We start from the raw sequence: 19,256 nt of genomic DNA on the forward strand, positions 1-19,256 counted from the left end.
AAACCGCATGACACTTGCCGATATTGCCCGGCTAGCCGGCGTCTCGCGCACGACCGCTAGTTACGTGATTAATGGCCAGGCCGAGCAGCGGCGCATTAGCGCAGCGACCATCGATAAGGTGATGGCGGTGGTGCGCCAACACCGCTACCACATTGACCCCCAGGCGGCAGCGCTGCGCCGGGGCGCTAGCCGTTTGCTGGGGCTTATCGTGCCGGATCTGGAGAACATCAGTTACGCCCGGCTCGCCAAGCGCCTTGAGCGAGGCGCCCGGGAGCAAGGGTACCAACTGTTGATCGTAAGCTCGGATGACTGTGCAGAGAGCGAACGAACCCTCGCCTTGGCGCTGCGTGCCCAGCGCTGCGAAGTCTTGATCACCGCCAGTTGCCTGCCTAGCGACGACACTTTTTATGCCGATCTGGTAGACGAGGGCTGGTGCGTAGTGGGTATGGACCGTGGCCTTAATCCGGCGCGTTTTGCCAGCGTCGTGAGTAACGACCAGGAGGCGGCGGAGACGTTGACGCGCTCGGTGATCGGCGAAGCAACCAAGCGCGTTGCGTGGTTGGAGGCGATGCCGGATCTGTCGGTGAGTCGCGAGCGGCGGGCGGGCTTTCAGGCGGCGCTTAAAGGCACTGCTATAGAGCCGCTGTATCTCACCGGATCGCACTATGAGCGCAGCGAGGGGGCACGTTTGGCAGCTGAGTTACTGGATAAGCAGGGCGGTGCCGACGCGCTGGTGACCGCGTCGTACACACTGCTTGAAGGGGTGTTTGATGTGTTCTTGGAACGTGGCGGCTTACCGAACAATATTCGTTTGGCGACCTTTGGCGACCACCGGCTGCTGGATTTTCTTCCTCAGCCAGTGAACTCGGCGCTACAGGATTACGACCGTATCGCCGAGTTAACGTTGAGCTGCGCACTCACTGCCATGAGCGGACACTACGAGTGCGGCCAGCAAGTAGTGGCGCGTCATCTGCACACCCGATAAACACCAAGCCCAGGCTACAAACCCAAGCGACAAGACCTGGTGCATCGTGGTCTAGACCGTTCTGGCTTGGGCCCAGGCGGCAGCGTCCGGTATCGACATGTCGTAGCTCTCGCTTAAGTAGGGCGAGGAAAGCAGGAAGTCGGCGCTCGCCGCATTGCAGGCAACGGGTACATTCCACAGCGCCGCTAACCGCAGCAGCGCTTTGACATCCGGGTCGTGGGGCTGAGGCGAGAAGGGATCCCAAAAGAAGATCAGCACATCCAGCCGCTGCTCCGCAATCCGTGCGCCAATCTGTTGGTCACCGCCCAGAGGCCCGCTCATTAGACCCTCGACTTCTAACCCTAGCGCGGTCATAAGCCGCTCAGACGTGGTGCCCGTGCCAATCAGTTCGTGCTGGCTCAGCGTATCTTTCCAGCGGGTTGCCCACGCCAGCATCTCAGTTTTTTTACCATCATGGGCAATCAGCGCAATGCGCTTGCGCGCTTGCAGCGTACGGATGGCTTGGCGGGGCGGTTGTGCGTCACTCATTTGGTCACTTCCCTCATGGTTCTCTTGCCTTACGGCCGTGTGCCGAATGGCTTTTTCTTATTAAGCCTTGCTACCGAGGTTAGCCGACTACTCGCTTTCCAGGGCAAGGATTTTCATCGTATTGGTGCCCCCATGGGCATTCATATGGTCGCCACGTGTCAAAATGACATGTTCGCCAGGGTGAATAAATCCCTGCGCCTGCAGGCGTTTCAAGGCCTCTTGATTGAGGTTGGTTGGATCCATGTCGGTGGTGTCGAAAGGTATCGAGACAACGCCTCGATAGAGCGCCATCCGCCGTTGGGCGATAGGGTTATGGGCAAGGCCGACGATAGGCAGTCCGGAACGAATGCGTGATGCAATTAAGGGTGTATAGCCGCTTGCTGTCATACAGGCGATGGCGCTAACGCCGGATAAGTGGTTGGCTGCGTACATTGCCGATAGCGCAATGGTTTCATCGATCCTTTCGAAGCCTTCATGAATACGGTGGCCTGACTCCTGAGCGAGACGTTCACGCTCGGCGCCCAGGCATACGCGGTTCATAGCTTCGATGGTTTCCACCGGATAATCACCCGCCGCGGTCTCCGCTGACAGCATCACCGCGTCGGTGGCGTCGAGCACCGCGTTGGCCACGTCGAAGACTTCGGCGCGGGTGGGTAGCGGCGACTCAATCATTGATTCCATCATCTGGGTGGCGGTAATCACCGCACGATTAAGTGTGCGCGCATGTTTGATAATGCGCTTCTGAGTGCCGATTAGCGCGGCGTCGCCAATCTCCACGCCCAGGTCGCCCCTCGCCACCATGACCGCCTCCGAGGCTTCGATAATGCCATCCAGCGTGGCGTCGTCGGCAACCGCTTCGGCGCGTTCGAGCTTAGCCACTAAGCCAATTTCTTGACCGGCTTCGCCAAGCAGCTCGCGGGCTTCCTGCATATCCGCGGCGCTGCGTGGGAAGGAAACTGCCAAATAGTCAACGCCGATCTCGATAGCAGTTTTCAGGTCGGCCTTATCTTTCTCAGTGAGGGCAGGCGCGGATAGACCGCCGCCCTGTTTGTTGATGCCTTTATTGTTGGAGAGCTTGCCACCCACGTGAACCCGGGTGTGGACTTCCTGTCCAATTACACGAGTGACATCCAAAACCAAACGGCCATCGTCGAGCAGTAGGCGGTCGCCTTCCACGACATCATCGGGGAGGGTTTGATAGTCGCAGCCGACGCGTTCTGCAGTACCGCTGTTGGCATCCAGCGCCATGTCCAGGACAAATGGCTGGCCGACATCAAGCTTGACGGCGCCTTCAGCAAAGCGCGCGATACGAATTTTCGGCCCCTGAAGGTCGCCCAGAGCAGCAACACTACGACCAAGCCGCTCGGCGATTTCGCGCACTTCGCCTAAGCGGCGACGGTGGTCATCTGCCGAGCCGTGGGAGAAGTTAAGCCGCACCACATCCACACCGGCTTTGAGCATCGCCTCCAGCACGCCGGGGCGATCGCTGGCGGGCCCGAGGGTGGCAACGATTTTGGTGCGCCGTAACGGGGTATGTAAGTTTGTCGGGGTGTGCGAAATGGGGGCAGTAGACGCCTGGGCTGCTGTGTTCGAGGTAGCATTTGTCACGAGGGCGCTCTCCTTAGGCAAGGGTATTGTTGGTAATTTAGTATTGGACTACGATAGCGTTTATATAGTAATTTTACTACATATTGGATATTTTCTAGCCTTTTGGGGCGGTTAACACGCTATTTATCGGCCTCATGACGCTTAAATACGTATTTTTAGTAATTTTTTTACTAAAAGTACCTCTCATTATTATTGGTCAATTGAGGAGCTATCATGACAATAAGAGTTGCGATTAACGGATTTGGCCGTATTGGCCGCAATGTGCTGCGCGCCCTTTACGAAAACAGCTACCGTGACCGCATTCAGGTGGTCGCCATTAACGATCTAGGCGATCCTTCGCTAAATTCCCACCTGCTTCGTCACGACACCGTGCATGGCCACTTTCCTTTTAAGGTAGAACACGACGCTGAGAGCATCACGGTAGATGGTGATCGTATCGCCATCTCTTCAGAGCGCGACCCAGCAAAACTGCCGTGGTCATCAATGAATATTGATCTTGTGATGGAGTGCACCGGGCTGTTTACCAAGCGTGAGGCGGCGGCTAAGCATATCGAAGCGGGCGCCAAGCGCGTGCTGATTTCCGCCCCGAGCCCCGACGCCGATGCCACCATCGTGTATGGCGTGAATGACCAGGTGCTGACCGCAGAGCATACGGTGGTGTCTAACGCATCCTGCACCACCAACTGCTTAGCGCCGGTGGCTAAAGCGTTAAACGATGCCGTCGGTATTGAGAACGGTTTGATGACCACGGTGCACGCTTACACCAACGATCAGAACCTGTCGGATGTTTACCACTCTGACCCCTACCGGGCACGTAGCGCGACGCACTCGATGATCCCGACCAAAACCGGCGCTGCCGCAGCGGTGGGCCTGGTGCTGCCAGAGCTGGCGGGCAAGTTTGACGGTTTGGCCGTTCGCGTGCCGCTGATCAACGTCTCGCTGGTGGATCTCACCTTCAACGCCGGGCGCGATACCAGCAAAGAAGAGATCAACGCCATCGTTGAAAAAGCCGCCGCGAATTCACCGGTTTTGGCCGTCAACGCTGAGCCGCTGGTCTCTATTGATTTTAATCACGATGCTAATTCATCGACCTTCGATGCCAACCACACCCGCGTGAATGGCCGTCTGGTTAAAGTCATGGCCTGGTACGACAACGAGTGGGGCTTCTCTAACCGTATGCTGGATACTGCGCTTGCCATGCAGGCGACGGCTAAGTAATTCCCTCCTTTTTAAGGGCTAAGGGCAGGTATCGCCCAGCAGCAGCTCCGTTTGCAGCAGCTGCTGGGCGAGGGGAATGCGGCCAAGAATCATCTGCGCGGCGACCCGTCCTTTGCCCACGCTGTCCTGGCGCACCGTGGTTAAACGCGGTGCACGGTATTGCCCTTCGGCAATACCATCAAAGCCGGTAATGCGCAGCTCTTCCGGTACTCGAATGCCGCGCTGTTCGGCGAGCGTTAGCGCCGTGAGCGCAATGCGGTCAGACATGCACAGCAGCAGATCCGGCCGCTGTTCTATGGGCTGGTCGAGAATCTCGGCAATGACTGGCGAGCAGACCTCAAAGGTATTCTCCTCGATATTCCACAGCGGCACCTGCTCCGTATCCACTCCTCGTTCACTCAATGCGCTATGAAAGCCTTCCAAACGGGCGCGGCTGATTGTGCTGGTGTTGGGCAGCAGGGTGTGTTCAGACGTCACACGGCCGTTGCAAACCTCTTTGGTTAAGCGCAGGTTGATAATCGCCGGGCGCTTGGGCAAATGCGTCAGCGCATGCTGAGCGATTTTATAGCTGGCAGCGGTGTCGTCGATATGCACCGTCGGGCAGCCTTCAATATCAAAATCAACGGACACCAAGCTACGCTGGGCAGGCAGTTCATCTAGCAGTTTATTGTTGGGCATTAGCCCGTAAACGATAAAGCCATCGGCGATATTGGCCGAGCCCGGCGGTTGGGAGGCGTGGCCGCGGCCCGGCAAGAGCAGTAGCGTATGGCCGTGGGCGTCGAGTACTTCGGCAACCCCTGATAGAAATTCGCTGGCCACGGCGTCGTTCAAGCTGTAGGTAAGGCTTTCGGCAAGAATCACCGCAATGATCCGCGAGCGGCCGGTGCGCAAGCTGCGCGCTTTGGCATCAGGGCCGCTGTACCCCAGCCGCTTGGCCTGTTTAAGGATCCGTTCGCGCAGGGCTGGCGAAAGCTGATCCGGCCGGTTAAAGGCATTGGAAATTGTCGCAGTGGAGACATTGAGTTCCTGCGCAAGATCCTTGAGTGTCATTCGGCGCTGATCAGTCACGGTACTTCCTTTACAGGCTTTTTTAATAATTGAAAACTTAGCTATTCAAAGGGTGTGCATAATAAAATCGACCCGCTGTGTGCTACCAACTCCCCATGATAAGCGAAGGGAGGGTTAGACACACACAGAGGGTCGTTAATGAGGGTATCTTGGTAGACTCCCGTGCTTAAGCCGCGGCTCTTTGAGTGGGTAGCATCAGTGCTGCACCGCTCTCATCAAACAAGTGTACTTTTTCCCAATCCGCTGCCAGCGACACCTGCTGGCCTTCCTGCCACTGGCTGGGCGCTTCGCTGCGATGGATCAGCAACGTGTCGCCCTGTTTGGGCTCAAGGTAAACGTAAACCTCGTTGCCCAAATACTCGACATTGACGATATCGAAGCAGTTGTCATCGGTGGGCGCCGCTAAGCATAGGTGCTCTGGGCGAATGCCAAGGGTCAACGCTTCGCCGCTACGTTGCTGCTGAGCATTCTGGGGCAGAGCGAGCTCGCCAATCCCCACGGCCCGTACGCGACAGCCGTTGGCGTCGCCTGCGAGTAGCTCAGCAGGCATAAAGTTCATGGTGGGTGAGCCAATAAAGCCCGCTACAAATTTCGTTGCCGGGCGCTGGTACAACTCGTGGGGGCTGCCGACCTGCTCGATGTGGCCACCATTGAGTACCACGATTTTGTCGGCCAGGGTCATGGCTTCCACCTGGTCGTGGGTCACGTAAATCATGGTGGAACCGAGACGGTTATGCAGCCGGGCGATCTCGTTACGCATCTGCACACGCAGTGAGGCATCCAGGTTGGAGAGCGGCTCGTCAAACAGCAGAATACGCGGCTCCCGGGCCATGGCACGGCCCATGGCCACCCGCTGGCGTTGGCCCCCGGAAAGGGCTTTGGGCTTACGGTGCAGCAGCTCTTCAAGCTGCAAAATCTTTGCTGTGCTCATTACCCGCTCATGCACGGTCTCTTTGGCGGTCTTGGCCAGTTTCAGGCCAAACGCCATATTGTCGTAAACGGTCATATGCGGGTAGAGCGCATAGGATTGAAACACCATGCCCACACCGCGTTCCCGCGGTGGCAAGTCATTGACCACGGTGTCATCCATGCTCAGGTCGCCATCGCTAATCGATTCCAAACCGGCGATCAGGCGCAAAAGGGTCGACTTGCCGCAGCCGGAGGGGCCAACGAAAACCACAAATTCGCCGTCGCCAATATGTAGGTCCACATTGTTAATAATATGATCGCTGCCAAACACTTTGTTGATTTTGCTAAGCGTAACACTTGCCATGGGTGACTCCTTGCCGACCTTCGTGCACTGCTTATGTTGGGTCGGCATGTTGTTGTACGGTTTTGGGCGATTAGCTGTTATGAGCGACTTGCATAAAGGCCGCTTGATATCCCGGTAGCGTCAGGCTGTCACCGTCGCGTTGGGAGGCAAAACCGTGGCCCTGCAAATCGCTTTCTATCGCTAACGGCAGGCTAACCGTCTGCGTGTCAGCAGTGAGATTGAAAACACACAGCAGCTTTTCATCATCTTTTTGACGGGTAAAGCCGAGCAGCGTTTCGCCTACATCGACCAGCGTTAAGTTGCCGTCGAACAGCGCCGGGTGCTGGCGACGGAAGGCCAGCATGGTGCGCAGCGCGTTCAAGGTGGAGTTGGCATCATCCTGTTGGCGGCTGACCGCCAGGTCGCGGTGACTGGCCTCCATGGGAAGCCAGGGCTCAACGCTGGAGAACCCGCCATGTTCGCTGTCGCTCCAGGGCATCGGCGTGCGGCAGCCGTCGCGGCCTTTGAACTCCGGCCACAGTACCTTGCCGTAAGGGTCTTGAATGCGCTCAAACGGTACGTCAGCTTCCGGCAGACCCAGCTCTTCGCCTTGGTAGAGGCAGACGCTACCGCGTAGCGAGCAGAGCATGGCCAGCGCCACTTTAGGGTAGGCGTTAGGATCTTCACCTGCACCCCAGCGGGTGGCGCTGCGAACTACATCGTGGTTGGAAGTTGCCCAGCAGGGCCAGGCGTCGCCCGCCAGGCGCTGAAAGCGTTCCAGCACTTCATGGATATAGCGCGCCGAGTGGGGCGTGTTGAGCAGGTCGAAGGTGTAGGCCATATGCAGCTTGTCGCCACCGGCGGTGTACTCGGCCATGCGCTCCAGCGGGTTATCGTCGCCAATTTCGCCCACGGTGGTGGTGCCGGGGTACTCATCCATCAGCGCCCGCAGATCTTTCAAAAAGTCGAGGTTTTCGGGGCGGCTCAGGTCATAGACGTGGCGCTGCCAAGTGTAGGGATTGCTATCCGGTGCGCCCAGGGTTTTAGCTTCGCCCTTGGGTACCGGCGGGTTGTCGCGCAGCTCGGCGTCGTGGAAGTAGAAGTTCACGGTATCCAAGCGGAAACCATCCACGCCCAACTCCAGCCAGAAGCGCATATTATCCAGCTGCGCCTGACGTGCTTCCGGGTTGTGGAAGTTGATGTCCGGCTGGCTGGTCAAAAAGTTATGCATATAGTACTGCTGGCGACGGGAATCGAACGTCCAGGCCGGGCCGCCGAAAATCGATAGCCAGTTGTTGGGTGGCGTGCCGTCCTGCTTGGGGTCGGCCCATACAAACCAGTCGGCCTTGGGGTTGCTGCGGTTTTGGCGACTCTCCTGGAACCAGGCGTGTTGATCCGAGGTGTGGCTAATCACCTGGTCGATCATCACCTTAAGGCCAAGCGAGTGGGCTTTTTCCAGCAGCGCTTTAAAGTCCGCCAGGGTGCCGAACATGGGGTCGACGTCGCAGTAGTCGCTAATGTCGTAGCCAAAATCGAGCATTGGCGAGGTGAAAAACGGCGATAGCCAGATACCGTCCACGTTTAGTGATGCCACGTAATCGAGTTTTTCAGTAATGCCGTTAAGATCGCCAATACCGTCGCCGCGGCTATCCATAAAGCTGCGCGGGTAGATTTGGTAGATAACGCCGCCGCGCCACCAAAGAGTGTTGTCTTGCATCTTAGAATCCATCGTTGACATAAAAAATCCTTAGCCTTTAACGGCGCCTGCGGTAAGCCCTGACACAATGCGGCGCTGGAAGATAATCACTAATACGACCAGGGGCACCGTGACCACCACAGAAGCGGCCATAATCGGCCCCCAGGGCAGTTCGTAGGCGCTGCCGCCTGACAGCAGCGCGATGGCGACGGGCACCGTGCGCTGGGTGTCGGTGAGTGTGAAGGTGAGGGCAAACAGAAACTCGTTCCAAGCGGCGATAAATGCCAGCAGTCCCGTGGTTGCCATGGCGGGCCACATGAGCGGCAGAAATACCTTGGTAATGGTCACCCAGGGTGTGGCGCCGTCCATAATGGCGGCCTCTTCCAGCTCCATGGGTAGCTGCTTCATAAAGGTGGTCAGCACCCACACGGTGAAGGGCAGGGTGAAGATGGTGTAGCTTAAAATCAGCCCGGCGGGGTTGTTGTAAAGGTTGAGCGCACGAATCACCTCAAACAGCCCGGAAAGCACCGCCACCTGGGGAAACATCGAAACGCCGAGAATCACCAGCAGCACCGTAGAGCGCCCGCGAAAGCGCACGCGGCCCAAGGCGTATGAAGCGGTAATGCCGAGTAGCAGGGCAATGAACACCACGCTAAACGCGACGATGATTGAGTTGAAAATGGCGCGCAGAAAGCTGGTCTGGGTGAAGATGCTGATGTAGTTATCGAAGTTCCAGTTCGAAGGCCATAGCTCAACCCGGAACAGGTCGCTCGACGGTTTTAACGAGGTGACCACCGCGTAGTAGAAGGGAAAAACGGCATACACCATGATCAGCACAATCAGCGCCCAAAATCCGATGCGCTTGGCTATTTTGGCCAACTTACGCGTATTCATTAGTCGCCTCCCAATTGGATTTGTTTACGCCCAACGTAGAGGTAAGCCACGGTAGCCAGGGCAATGATCAAGAACAGCAGGGTAGAAGCGGCGCTGCCGTAACCGACATCCTGAAACTCGACCAGCTGTTGGCGGGCGTATACCGACATCGACATGGTGCTGGTGGAATTAGAGGTCAGTACGTAAATCACATCGAAAACGCGCAGTGCATCCAGCAAGCGGAAAATCACCGCCACCATGAGCGCCGGGGTAATCAGCGGTAGCGTGACTTTGAAGAACACCCGCAGTGGGTGGATGCCATCAACTTCGGCGGCCTCGTAGCAATCCTTGGGCAGCATTTGCAGGGCAGCAAGCACCAGCAACGCCACGAAGGGGATGGTTTTCCACACATCGACCATAATCACCGCCCACATGGAGTAGGTGGCGTTAGCGGTCCAGGCGATGGGGGCGTCAATCACGCCCAGGCCCATCAGCATATGGTTGATGATGCCGAACTGGTCGTTGAGCATCCATGCCCACATTTGCGCAGAAACGATGGTGGGGATTGCCCAGGGAATCAGCACCGCAGCGCGCACAATGACGCGACCCTTAAACTCTGCGTTCAAAATCAGCGCCACAATCACCCCGAATACCACTTCCAGGGATACCGACACCACCGAGAAGTAGACGGTGTTCCATACCGATTGCCACCACACCGAGTCGGCCAGTACTCCATACCAGCGGCCATCGTCATAGACGAGATAGTTCTCAAAGCCAATCAGGTTGGCGGCGCCTAAATCTGACAGTGACGCATCGGTGAAGCTGAGAAAAAAGGTGCGCACTAGCGGCCAGCCCGCCACCAGCGTTAGCGCAATCAGCATTGGGGCTAAAAAAAGCCAGGCGGCTTTCACCCGCTGACGGCGAACCTTGGTGCCTCGGCGCTGTTTGGTAGTGAAAGAACGCGCCCCGGCGGGCGCGTCATCATGCTTGATGGAGGTCGACATGGAGGGGCTCCAGGGTTACCAGTTGCGACGCTTCAGGCGAGCCAGTTCGTCTTCAAGGTCAGCGACCGCTTGAGTGCCATCTTTAGTGCCGGAAAGCACATCGTGGGTGGTGCTGAAGAAGGCGTTACTCACCCGACCATAGGCATCGCCGGTGGGAGCAGAGGGCCGTGCAACAGCGTTAACGAAAGTTTCGTAAAGCGTGCCAAAGAAGGGCACCGCTTCGAGTACTTCGTCGTCCTGGTAGAGAGCGTCGATAGTGGGGTTGTAAGAGGCTTGAATGGCGCGGCGCTTCTGCTCCTCTTCACCGGTCAAAAAGGCCACCAGCTCAGCGGCGAGTTCCGGGTGCTCGCTGTAGCGCGATACGGCTAAGTTCCAGCCACCCAGGCCCGCGGCACTTTGGCCGTTTTCACCACCCGCGGGCAGTTGGGTTACCCCCACTTTGCCGCGAACGTCACTGTCTTCGCTTTGGGCCAGCGACCAGGCGTAGGGCCAGTTGCGCATAAACACCGCGCCGCCGCTCTGAAAGACACCGCGCGCTTCCTCTTCGGTGTAATTGAGCACGCCGTTGGGCGAGATATCGCCAATCCAGGAAGCGGCAAGATCAAGTGCCTCGGCAGCGTGTTCGTTGTTAATGCTAATTTCGCCATCAGTTTCCACGACGTTGCCGCCGCCAAAGCTGGCTACCCACTCAAGGGCGTTAACAGTCAAACCTTCATAGGCGCGACCCTGGAAAACATAGCCCTGCATACCGTCTTTGCCCTCAGCACGCTCGGCCTCTTTAATCTCACGGGCAATTTCGGTGAGTTCTTGCCAGGTTTTTGGCACTTCATGGCCATATTTTTCCAGCAAGTCTTCGCGGTAGTAGAGTACGCCCGCATCGGTGAACCACGGCATGGCGACTAACCGATCATCGATGGTGTTGTTGGTGACGATGGTCTCAAAGTGCCCAGCGGCGGCGTCATCGCCAAGCACCTCACGTAAATCCAGCAGGTGGTTGGCGAGCAGGCCGGGCCACACCACGTCGATCTGCATCACATCGATATCGCTGGAGTTAGCCGACAGGATCTGCTGATAAAGCGAAAGTCGCTCGGTGGAGGAGTTGGGTGTAGAAACGACGTCGACGCTATGGCCGGTTTTCTCTTCCCAGGCGCGTACGCCTTCTTGGCAAAGCGTTAACTCCGCGCCTACCGCGCCACAGGAAATAGTGAGTTCTTCAGCCTGGGCCTGGCTTGTTGTGCTCAGCGTACTGGCTATAGCGATGGCAGTAGTGATTAAAGTCTTTTTCATAACGGCGTACCTCGGCGTTTATTGTTGTGGATGGTGTTGCATGAAAATCAGCGTTGAACAGCTAACCAACCGCTACCTTAATCGTTTCTTAATCGATTAAGATTATGCCGCTCAGTTAGCCGCTTGGGCTAGAAAAGTTCAATAGCGACTTTTGTCTAACAAGATTGTTCAGTTTTCACTAAATAAAATCGTTCCTTAGACATTAGTCGCTAATTAGCAACTAGCCGTTGGCAATAAGAGACTTAATCGATTAAGTTTTGGCTATCTTTCCTTAAGCACTGTGGCGTTTAATGACCGCCGCTACCCCCGCTGGGCGAACTGTGCAAGGGAAGTGTTATCGACTCGATCTTAATCGATTTAGACACAAGCTCTTAAAGATAGCTGCGTAAAAAAATAGCCGCTTACCAATAACAATAGGGTACTCAAAACAATGCATAAAATGACATTCAAAACGCCGTTAGCGATTGCGATTGCCGCCGCCAGCTTAGGGATGAGCGGTGTTGCTTCTGCACAAATGACCATGGAGCAGCGCTTTGCCGAACTGGAAGCCCGCATTGAAGCGGCGGAACAGCGCGCTGATGCCGCCGAGCGCCGTGCTGAGATCGCCGAGCAATCACAATCGACCGCCGTGGCGACAGAGAGTGACGCGGAGATCGAAGAGCGTCTGGCCCGGGTGGAGCGTTACGCCGATGGCGAAGAGGGCTTCTCGTTTAACGTTTATGCGCGTTCAGGTTTGTTGATTGGCGAAGATGGTAAAAGCGAAAATGCTGGCCCTTACCTGACCCCCGCGGGTGGAGAGGGTGGCGCCGTGGGGCGTTTAGGTAATGAGCCGGACACCTACGCCGAAGCAATTTTCAATTACCGCATGCAGTTTGATAACGGTGCCAAAGCGCTTTACCGCACCATGATTGCTGATGGCACGACCTCCAGCAATGACTGGACCGGCGGCGAGTCCGATCTCAACGTGCGCCAGGTGTTTGCTGAATTTAGTGATCTTCCCAGTTTTACCGGTGCATTTGAAAACGCCTCTATCTGGGCCGGTAAGCGCTTTGACCGTGATAACTTCGACATTCATTGGCTCGACAGTGATGTGGTGTTCCTGGCCGGTACCGGTGGCGGTATCTACGACATGCAGTTGGCAGACAACTGGAAGTCTAACCTCTCGATTTATGGCCGTAGTTTTTCTGACTATCCGATCGTTGACCGTGAAAACCCCGGACTTGAAGGCGATACCGATAACCTAATCCTGACCTCCAACAACTACTTTGGTAACTGGCAGTGGATGGTCAACGGTATGTCTGCTGCGGACAACGACGAGCGCGATATTGATGTCGGCCAAACCGCTGCCGATACTGGTTTCCACACCATGATTGCTTATCATGGCGACAGCTTCTTCGGCCTGGGCGAAGGCAATTTCAAAGCGGCCGTGTTGCATGGTCAGGGGTTAGGCGCCGAGACCAAAAGCATTGGTTCACGGGGTGATCTAACCGATGACGCCACCGCCACGCGTCTAGCGCTCTACGGCACTACTTATATTGCCCCGCAGTGGCGCGTTGCACCCGCTATTCTGGCTGAAACCAGCGAAGACCGTTATGTCCAGGGCGATAAGTACAACTGGGCAGGGCTTAACGTTCGCTTGGCCAACGAGCTAACGCAGAACTTCGAAATGCAGTACGAAGCTGGCTATCAGTGGATGGATCTCGATCCCCAGGGTTATAGCGGTCGTAACGCCGTGGATGGTGGCTTCAGCAAGTTCACTATTGCCCCCACCTTCAAGCCTGAAGTCGGTGGTTTCTGGCAGCGTCCCGAGATCCGTCTATTCACTACCTTTAGCGATTGGGATGACGACCTCAACAACTACGGTGCCAGCTCACTGGGCAACGAAGGCTTTACCGGCGGCCAGTGGACCTTCGGCGTTCAGACCGAAGTGTGGTTCTAAACGATGCGAGTTGCTTGATGTAACTGTTTCTTCTCCAATGCACTTTGCCCGCGATCCGTCGCGGGCTTTTTTGTAGCGCTTTAATCGCACTGGTTTTAATCGCATTGGTGAACGGTTAGCAGGTCTGCCCAGGGGAGAGCCTATGTCACTTCTACAAGAGAAACTAAAAGCGCCGTTACTGCCGCTTAGCGTGGTAGCCCGGCCGCGCCTAAATGATCATTTCGGTTTAAATGAGCATGTTCGTTTACTGATGGTGCAGGCCCCTGCTGGCTATGGCAAAACCACGCTGCTGGCCGAGCGGCTATCGGCGCTGGAGCAGGAAGCCGCTTGGCTACGCTTGGATCAGCGAGATAATCAGCCCGCGCGATTTTTAGCCTATTGGCAGGCAGCACTCAATGCGCTGCTGGATGAAAAATCGCCGCTGTCACTTGTGGCCGAAGAGGCCGATTGCGTTGGGCAGTTAGAGCGTTGGCTTGGCGAGTTGCCCGAGCAGCGAACCCCGTGCCGTTTGGTGGTGGATGAGTTCGAACACCTGACGCATCCCGATATCTTAGCCGGGCTGGCCCACTGGCTGCGCCACCAGCCGCCCTGGCTAACCTTAACCCTGGCGAGTCGCTCGCGTCCCGCTCTTGGGCTAGCCAGCTTACGGTTACGCGGCGAGATTGAAGAGATCGACCTCAGCGTGCTTGCCTTTGATAGCGAAGAGGCGCAAACCCTGTGCGCAGAGCAGCTCAGCTTTCCACCCACGCGAGTAAGCCTTGAGCGTGCGCTGCGCAGAAGTGGCGGATGGGTCATGGCGCTGAACTGGTTAGTGGAGCGCACCACCACCCGGGCCGGGTTTGATGCTCTGGTTGATCGATTAAGTGGCGCTCACCCTGATTTTGTCGCCTGGTTTGATGAACTGCTCTCCGCTGCCTTGCCTCTGGAGGAGCGTGAGTTAATGTTGCAACTGGGGGTGCTGGAGCGTTTTTCTCCTGAATTAATGGCGCGGCTATTAGAAGGTGAACGTTTAACCCAGCGGTTGGAGGCCTTTGAGCAGGCGGGGCTGTTTATTGAGCGGACCGACCCTCACGCCCAGTGGTACCGTTTTCAGCGCTTGTTTGGTGAGTATCTTCGCCACCGTCGTCACGAGCTAAGCCTTGCCACCCAGCGCACGCTCCACCAGCGTGCCAGTCAAGCGTGGCTAGCGCTCAACGACCCGGTGATGGCGCTGCGTCAGGCAATTCTCGCCGAAGCCCCGGATGACGTGGCCAGTCTACTGACCGCAGAAGGGCCAGCCCTATTGGCAAGTGGTGCCTACGCACTGTTGGCCAAGGGCTTTGCTCTGCTTGGTGAACCGCGGCTAACCACCAGCCCAGAGCTTGCACTGCTGCATGGCTGGGTCTCTCATGCTCAGTTTCAGTTTGATATTACTGCCCGGGTGATTGGCTGGATCGAAGCGCAACTAAATACACCAGAGTGGCAACGGCTTAGCGCTGAATTCGCCACCCTGCGAGCGCAGCTGGCGATTAACCAGGGCAATGCCGAGCGTGCCGCACCGCTAGCGGAACAGGCGCTGGCCGTGCCCGCCCGCTATTTAGCCTCAACGCCGCTCACCGCCACCGCCATATTGAGCGAGGCGCGATTTGTGCAGGGGTATTTAGACGAGTCGCTGCAGCGAGTTCGCGAGGTAGAGCGCCAGTCCCGCCAGCGTGAAGATCACCAGCTGCTGCTGTGGTCGTTTTGTCATCAATCCGAAGTGCTGGTTGCCCAAGGGCGCCTACAGGCTGCCTACGATATTCAAGAGCGAGCCTTTGCCCACTTGGAGCGAGCTGAGCTTGAGCATTTACCGGTGGCAGAATTTCTTTACCGGATTCGCAGCCAGGTGCTGTGGGAGTGGCACCGCCTGGATGAGGCCGAGCAGGCTGCCCTAAAGGGGATTGCCGTGCTGGATAGCCAGGGCGAGCGCTGGACGCTGCAGTGCCATATTCAACTGGCAAAGGTTGCTCAAAGCCGCGGCGACCAGGCCCAGTGCGCTGACCATATTCGGCGGCTGCGTAAAATTCTTGCCGAAGGGGAGTACCACATCGACTGGGTCGCGAACGCCCACGCTACGCTGCTGGCCTGGTGGCACTCGACCCAAGATATGGATGCCGTAGAGCGCTGGCGTCAGGAAGCGCCGGCACTGCTTATCGATAGTGCCACCAACCACTTTTCCCAGTGTAACGTGCGGAACCACGCCCGGGCGCTTACGCTGTTGGGCGGCTACGACGAAGCCCACACGCTATTGGAAGCCCTTGAAGCGCATACCCAGCGCTTGGGGCTGGTGACTGATGCCAACCGCAACCAACTCTGCCTGGCGGCGGTTGCCTGGCATCAAGGTCAGTTTGCGCAAGCCAGCCAGCATATGCAGCAGGCGCTTAGCTTAGCTTCTCGCACCGCGTTAGTCGGCAGCTTTTTACGCCTGGGTAAACCGCTTGGAGAACTGCTGGCCAGATTAACCGCCAGCGGCACGCTGGCTCCTTTAGAGCTGGCAAGGGCAGAGCGACTGTTAACGCTTGCTGGTCGTCAAAAGGACTTCGGCAGTGCCCGACGCTTAATGCTGGATGAAACGGTGATTGCCGATATCGTCGCAAGGCCGGATGTGCCCGAGCTAATCCGTACTTCGCCACTGACTCGTCGGGAGTGGCAAATCCTGGGGCTGATTCACGCTGGGCTTTCCAATGAGCAGATCGCCGAGCAGCTTTCGGTGGCGCCTACCACCATCAAAACCCATATTCGCAGCCTCTACCAAAAGCAGAACATTCGACGGCGCGACGAAGCGATTGCCCTGGCCGGGCAGTTGCTAGCGCATATTCAGGGGGAATAAGGAAACAGGCTGGCTACTCCTAACGCCTACGCCCAGAGTTGCCCTGGGGGGAGGATTTTATCTTGTGAGCAACCCTGCATCATGCCAACTAATCAGCAGAAACGATGGCAAGAACAAAACGATAGCAAGGACAAAACAATGATACAGACTCCCTCCACATCCCACTACGTTGGCAGCCAAGGTGCTGACTGGTGGCGCGGCGCCGTGATTTACCAAATTTATCCACGTAGCTTTATGGATAGTAATGGCGATAGCACTGGCAAAGGGATTGGCGATTTGAAAGGCGTGATCGATAAGCTCGACTACATCGCCTCGCTTAACGTCGACGCTATCTGGCTGTCGCCGTTCTTCACCTCACCAATGAAAGACTTCGGCTACGACATCAGCAACTACCGCGATGTTGATCCGATGTTTGGCATCTTGGATGATTTCGACCGTTTGGTGGAGGGAGCCCATGCCAGGGGACTGAAGGTAACGATCGATCAGGTGATGTCCCACACCTCCGACCAGCACGCCTGGTTTGAAGAGAGCCGCCAGAGCCGCGATAACCCCAAGGCCGACTGGTACGTATGGGCCGACCCCAAACCCGACGGCGCGCCGCCCACTAACTGGCAGTCGGTATTTGGCGGCAGCGCCTGGCAGTGGGATACCCGTCGCTGCCAGTATTACCTGCATAACTTCCTGGCTAGCCAGCCGGATCTTAATTTCCGCTCGCCTGCGGTGGTGGAGGCCATGCTGGAGGAAGTGCGCTTCTGGCTAGAGCGAGGCGTGGATGGCTTCCGGCTGGATGCGGTGAACTTCTGCACCCACGGCGAGCTAAAGGATAACCCGCCGCGCCGGGAGATGACCGAAAGCTTTCTAGGCGTTCGCCCCGACAACCCCTACGGCTACCAGCTCCACCAGTACGACAAAACCCAACCGGAGAACCTGGTGTTTCTGGAGCGGCTGCGCGCTCTGTTGGATGAGTACCCCGGCACCACCAGCGTGGGCGAAGTAGGTGATGACGACGCGCTGGGCGTGATGGCGGAGTACTCCCAGGGCGGCAAGCGGCTGCATATGTGCTACTCGTTTAACCTGCTGACCGATAAAGCCGACCCCAGTTATCTGCATGAAACGCTGACCGAAATGGAAGCGCGTATTGGCGATGGCTGGCCCTGCTGGGCGCTGGGCAATCACGATGTCACACGGTTGGCGACCCGCTGGCAGGCGGAAGGGCAGTTGGATAAGCTGCGCCTGTATATGGTGTTTTTGCTCAGCCAGCGGGGTAGCGTATGCCTTTACCAGGGTGAAGAGCTCGGCCTGCCCGAAGCGGAGCTGACCTTTGAACAGTTGGTTGATCCCGCCGGTATTACCTTCTGGCCGGCCTATAAAGGTCGCGATGGCTGCCGCACCCCGCATCCATGGCAGGCGGATGCTCGCCATGCAGGCTTCAGCAGCGCCACGCCCTGGCTGCCGGTGCCTGAGTCACACGTGAGCCTGGCGGTAGATCAACAAGATCAGGATGTCGATTCACTGCTCAATGCCTACCGTGAGTTTTTAGCCTTCCGCCGTACACAGCCTGCGCTGGTAAAAGGTGGTGTGCTCTACCACCCGGTTCGTGATGAGGTGCTTTGCCTGGAGCGCACCTATCAACAAACGCGCTTACTGATTGCACTCAATTTTAGTGGCCAAACGGTTACCCGTGCAGTACCTGAGGGGGCTGAAGCTCTCGCCGGTGCTCCCACGTGGCTTAACGGTGAGTGGCAGGAGGGCGTGCTGACGCTACCTCCCTACGGAATGGCGATTGCCCGTTGCCCGCAACCCCAGGAGGACGCGCCATGGGACGTTTAACCCTCAGCGGCATCGGTAAATCCTTTGACGGCGTGGAAATCTCCCGGGATATCGATCTCACCATCGAAGACGGCGAGTTTGTGGTGTTTGTCGGGCCTTCCGGCTGCGGTAAATCCACCCTGTTGCGCATGATTGCGGGCCTGGAGGATATCAGCGAAGGGGATATGCAGCTGGATGGCCAGCGGATCAACGAGATTCCGCCCCAGGAGCGGGACATCGGTATGGTGTTCCAATCTTACGCGCTCTACCCACATATGAGCGTGGCCGAGAACATGGCGTTTGGCCTGAAGCTGGCGCGGACTGACAAGGCGGAGATCCGCCGCCGCGTCCAGCACGCAGCTGAGATGTTGCACCTCACCCAGCTCCTGGAGCGAAAGCCCAAAGACCTCTCCGGCGGTCAGCGCCAGCGGGTAGCCATTGGCCGCACCCTGGTAAAAGAACCGGCGGTGTTTCTATTTGATGAACCGCTCTCTAACCTGGATGCCGCGCTGCGGGTGGATATGCGGGTGCAGATCGCCGCGCTGCATAAGCGCTTGAACGCCACCATGATCTACGTGACCCATGACCAAGTGGAGGCGATGACCCTGGCCGACCGCATTGTGTTGCTATCCAAGGGTCGTATTGCCCAGGTGGGTGCGCCGCTGTCGCTGTATCACTTTCCCCAAACCTTAGAGGTGGCTGAGTTTATCGGCTCACCGCGGATTAATACGCTGCCAGTGGTGGTGGTCGACCCCGGCGAGCGCCAAACGGTGGTGCGTTTGCACAGCGGTGAAACGCTGGCGGTGGCAGTCAATGGCCAGCAGCTTCAGGCGGGGGAAAACGCCACGCTAGGGCTGCGGGCCGAAGATTTCGTCGCCCCCGAGCAGGCCGATACGACGCTTAGCGCGACCCTGATGGTGGCCGAAAAATTAGGCTATGAAACCCTGGCCCACTGGCAGGTGGCGGATATTGCCGCTCCCTTGACCCAGCGCTTGGATGGCCTTGCCCGTTTAGAAGAGGGGCAAGTCTCTCGTTTGGGCATCGCGGGCCAGCACTGTCATCTGTTCGACCAGCAGGGCAATGCCTGCCCGCGTCAAGTCACGATAGATGGGGTTAGCCAATGATTTTTTAATTTTTTAAA

The 19,256-nt window shown here is 57.3% G+C and carries 14 protein-coding genes; 6 read left to right on the forward strand and 8 right to left on the reverse strand.

The window, feature by feature from the left end:
• Positions 1-7 precede the first annotated feature (7 nt).
• Complete coding sequence (gene cra / locus ACT3UM_RS18820; RefSeq protein WP_498901364.1) at positions 8-985, forward strand: catabolite repressor/activator; 978 nt, start codon at positions 8-10, stop codon at positions 983-985.
• A gap of 51 nt (positions 986-1,036) precedes the next feature.
• On the opposite strand, the gene ACT3UM_RS18825 is transcribed toward cra, so the two are convergent.
• Positions 1,037-1,513 carry a methylglyoxal synthase gene (locus ACT3UM_RS18825; RefSeq protein WP_498901366.1) on the reverse strand — a complete coding sequence of 159 codons (477 nt, stop codon included), beginning with the start codon at positions 1,511-1,513 and terminating at the stop codon, positions 1,037-1,039.
• Between the two features lie 87 nt (positions 1,514-1,600).
• Positions 1,601-3,073: a pyruvate kinase gene (gene pyk / locus ACT3UM_RS18830; protein ID WP_498901514.1), complete on the reverse strand. Its 1,473-nt coding sequence runs from the start codon at positions 3,071-3,073 to the stop codon at positions 1,601-1,603.
• Positions 3,074-3,334: 261 nt separating this feature from the next.
• Between pyk and gap the strand changes: the two genes are divergently transcribed.
• Positions 3,335-4,339: a type I glyceraldehyde-3-phosphate dehydrogenase gene (gap, locus tag ACT3UM_RS18835; RefSeq protein WP_498901368.1), complete on the forward strand. Its 1,005-nt coding sequence runs from the start codon at positions 3,335-3,337 to the stop codon at positions 4,337-4,339.
• A gap of 18 nt (positions 4,340-4,357) precedes the next feature.
• Here gap and ACT3UM_RS18840 read toward each other — a convergent pair whose 3' ends face one another.
• From ACT3UM_RS18840 to ACT3UM_RS18865, 6 genes are all read right to left on the reverse strand, one after another.
• Positions 4,358-5,407: a LacI family DNA-binding transcriptional regulator gene (locus ACT3UM_RS18840; protein WP_498901370.1), complete on the reverse strand. Its 1,050-nt coding sequence runs from the start codon at positions 5,405-5,407 to the stop codon at positions 4,358-4,360.
• Between the two features lie 166 nt (positions 5,408-5,573).
• Positions 5,574-6,680: an ABC transporter ATP-binding protein gene (locus ACT3UM_RS18845; RefSeq protein WP_498901372.1), complete on the reverse strand. Its 1,107-nt coding sequence runs from the start codon at positions 6,678-6,680 to the stop codon at positions 5,574-5,576.
• A gap of 70 nt (positions 6,681-6,750) precedes the next feature.
• Positions 6,751-8,376 carry an alpha-glucosidase gene (locus ACT3UM_RS18850; protein WP_498901516.1) on the reverse strand — a complete coding sequence of 542 codons (1,626 nt, stop codon included), beginning with the start codon at positions 8,374-8,376 and terminating at the stop codon, positions 6,751-6,753.
• 30 nt (positions 8,377-8,406) lie between these two features.
• Positions 8,407-9,249 carry a carbohydrate ABC transporter permease gene (locus ACT3UM_RS18855; RefSeq protein WP_498901374.1) on the reverse strand — a complete coding sequence of 281 codons (843 nt, stop codon included), beginning with the start codon at positions 9,247-9,249 and terminating at the stop codon, positions 8,407-8,409.
• Complete coding sequence (locus ACT3UM_RS18860; RefSeq protein WP_498901376.1) at positions 9,249-10,232, reverse strand: carbohydrate ABC transporter permease; 984 nt, start codon at positions 10,230-10,232, stop codon at positions 9,249-9,251. Before ACT3UM_RS18860 ends, ACT3UM_RS18855 begins: the two co-directional genes overlap by 1 nt.
• Before the next feature lie 15 nt (positions 10,233-10,247).
• The gene (locus ACT3UM_RS18865; RefSeq protein WP_498901378.1) at positions 10,248-11,519 is read right to left on the reverse strand and encodes an ABC transporter substrate-binding protein; all 1,272 of its coding nucleotides are present in this window, start codon (positions 11,517-11,519) and stop codon (positions 10,248-10,250) included.
• Between the two features lie 430 nt (positions 11,520-11,949).
• Between ACT3UM_RS18865 and ACT3UM_RS18870 the strand changes: the two genes are divergently transcribed.
• From ACT3UM_RS18870 to ugpC, 4 genes are all read left to right on the forward strand, one after another.
• On the forward strand, positions 11,950-13,458 hold the full coding sequence (locus ACT3UM_RS18870; RefSeq protein WP_498901380.1) for a carbohydrate porin: 1,509 nt from the start codon (positions 11,950-11,952) through the stop codon (positions 13,456-13,458).
• A gap of 142 nt (positions 13,459-13,600) precedes the next feature.
• Complete coding sequence (gene malT, locus ACT3UM_RS18875) at positions 13,601-16,306, forward strand: HTH-type transcriptional regulator MalT (RefSeq protein WP_498901382.1); 2,706 nt, start codon at positions 13,601-13,603, stop codon at positions 16,304-16,306.
• Between the two features lie 138 nt (positions 16,307-16,444).
• Positions 16,445-18,136: an alpha-glucosidase gene (locus ACT3UM_RS18880; protein WP_498901384.1), complete on the forward strand. Its 1,692-nt coding sequence runs from the start codon at positions 16,445-16,447 to the stop codon at positions 18,134-18,136.
• A complete protein-coding gene (ugpC, locus tag ACT3UM_RS18885) occupies positions 18,124-19,239 on the forward strand; it encodes a sn-glycerol-3-phosphate ABC transporter ATP-binding protein UgpC (RefSeq protein WP_498901386.1) in 1,116 nt (371 codons plus the stop codon). Before ACT3UM_RS18880 ends, ugpC begins: the two co-directional genes overlap by 13 nt.
• Positions 19,240-19,256: the final 17 nt, after the last annotated feature.

It is taken from the genome of Halomonas sp. AOP13-D3-9 (genome assembly GCF_052379125.1).
Classification (GTDB): domain Bacteria; phylum Pseudomonadota; class Gammaproteobacteria; order Pseudomonadales; family Halomonadaceae; genus Vreelandella.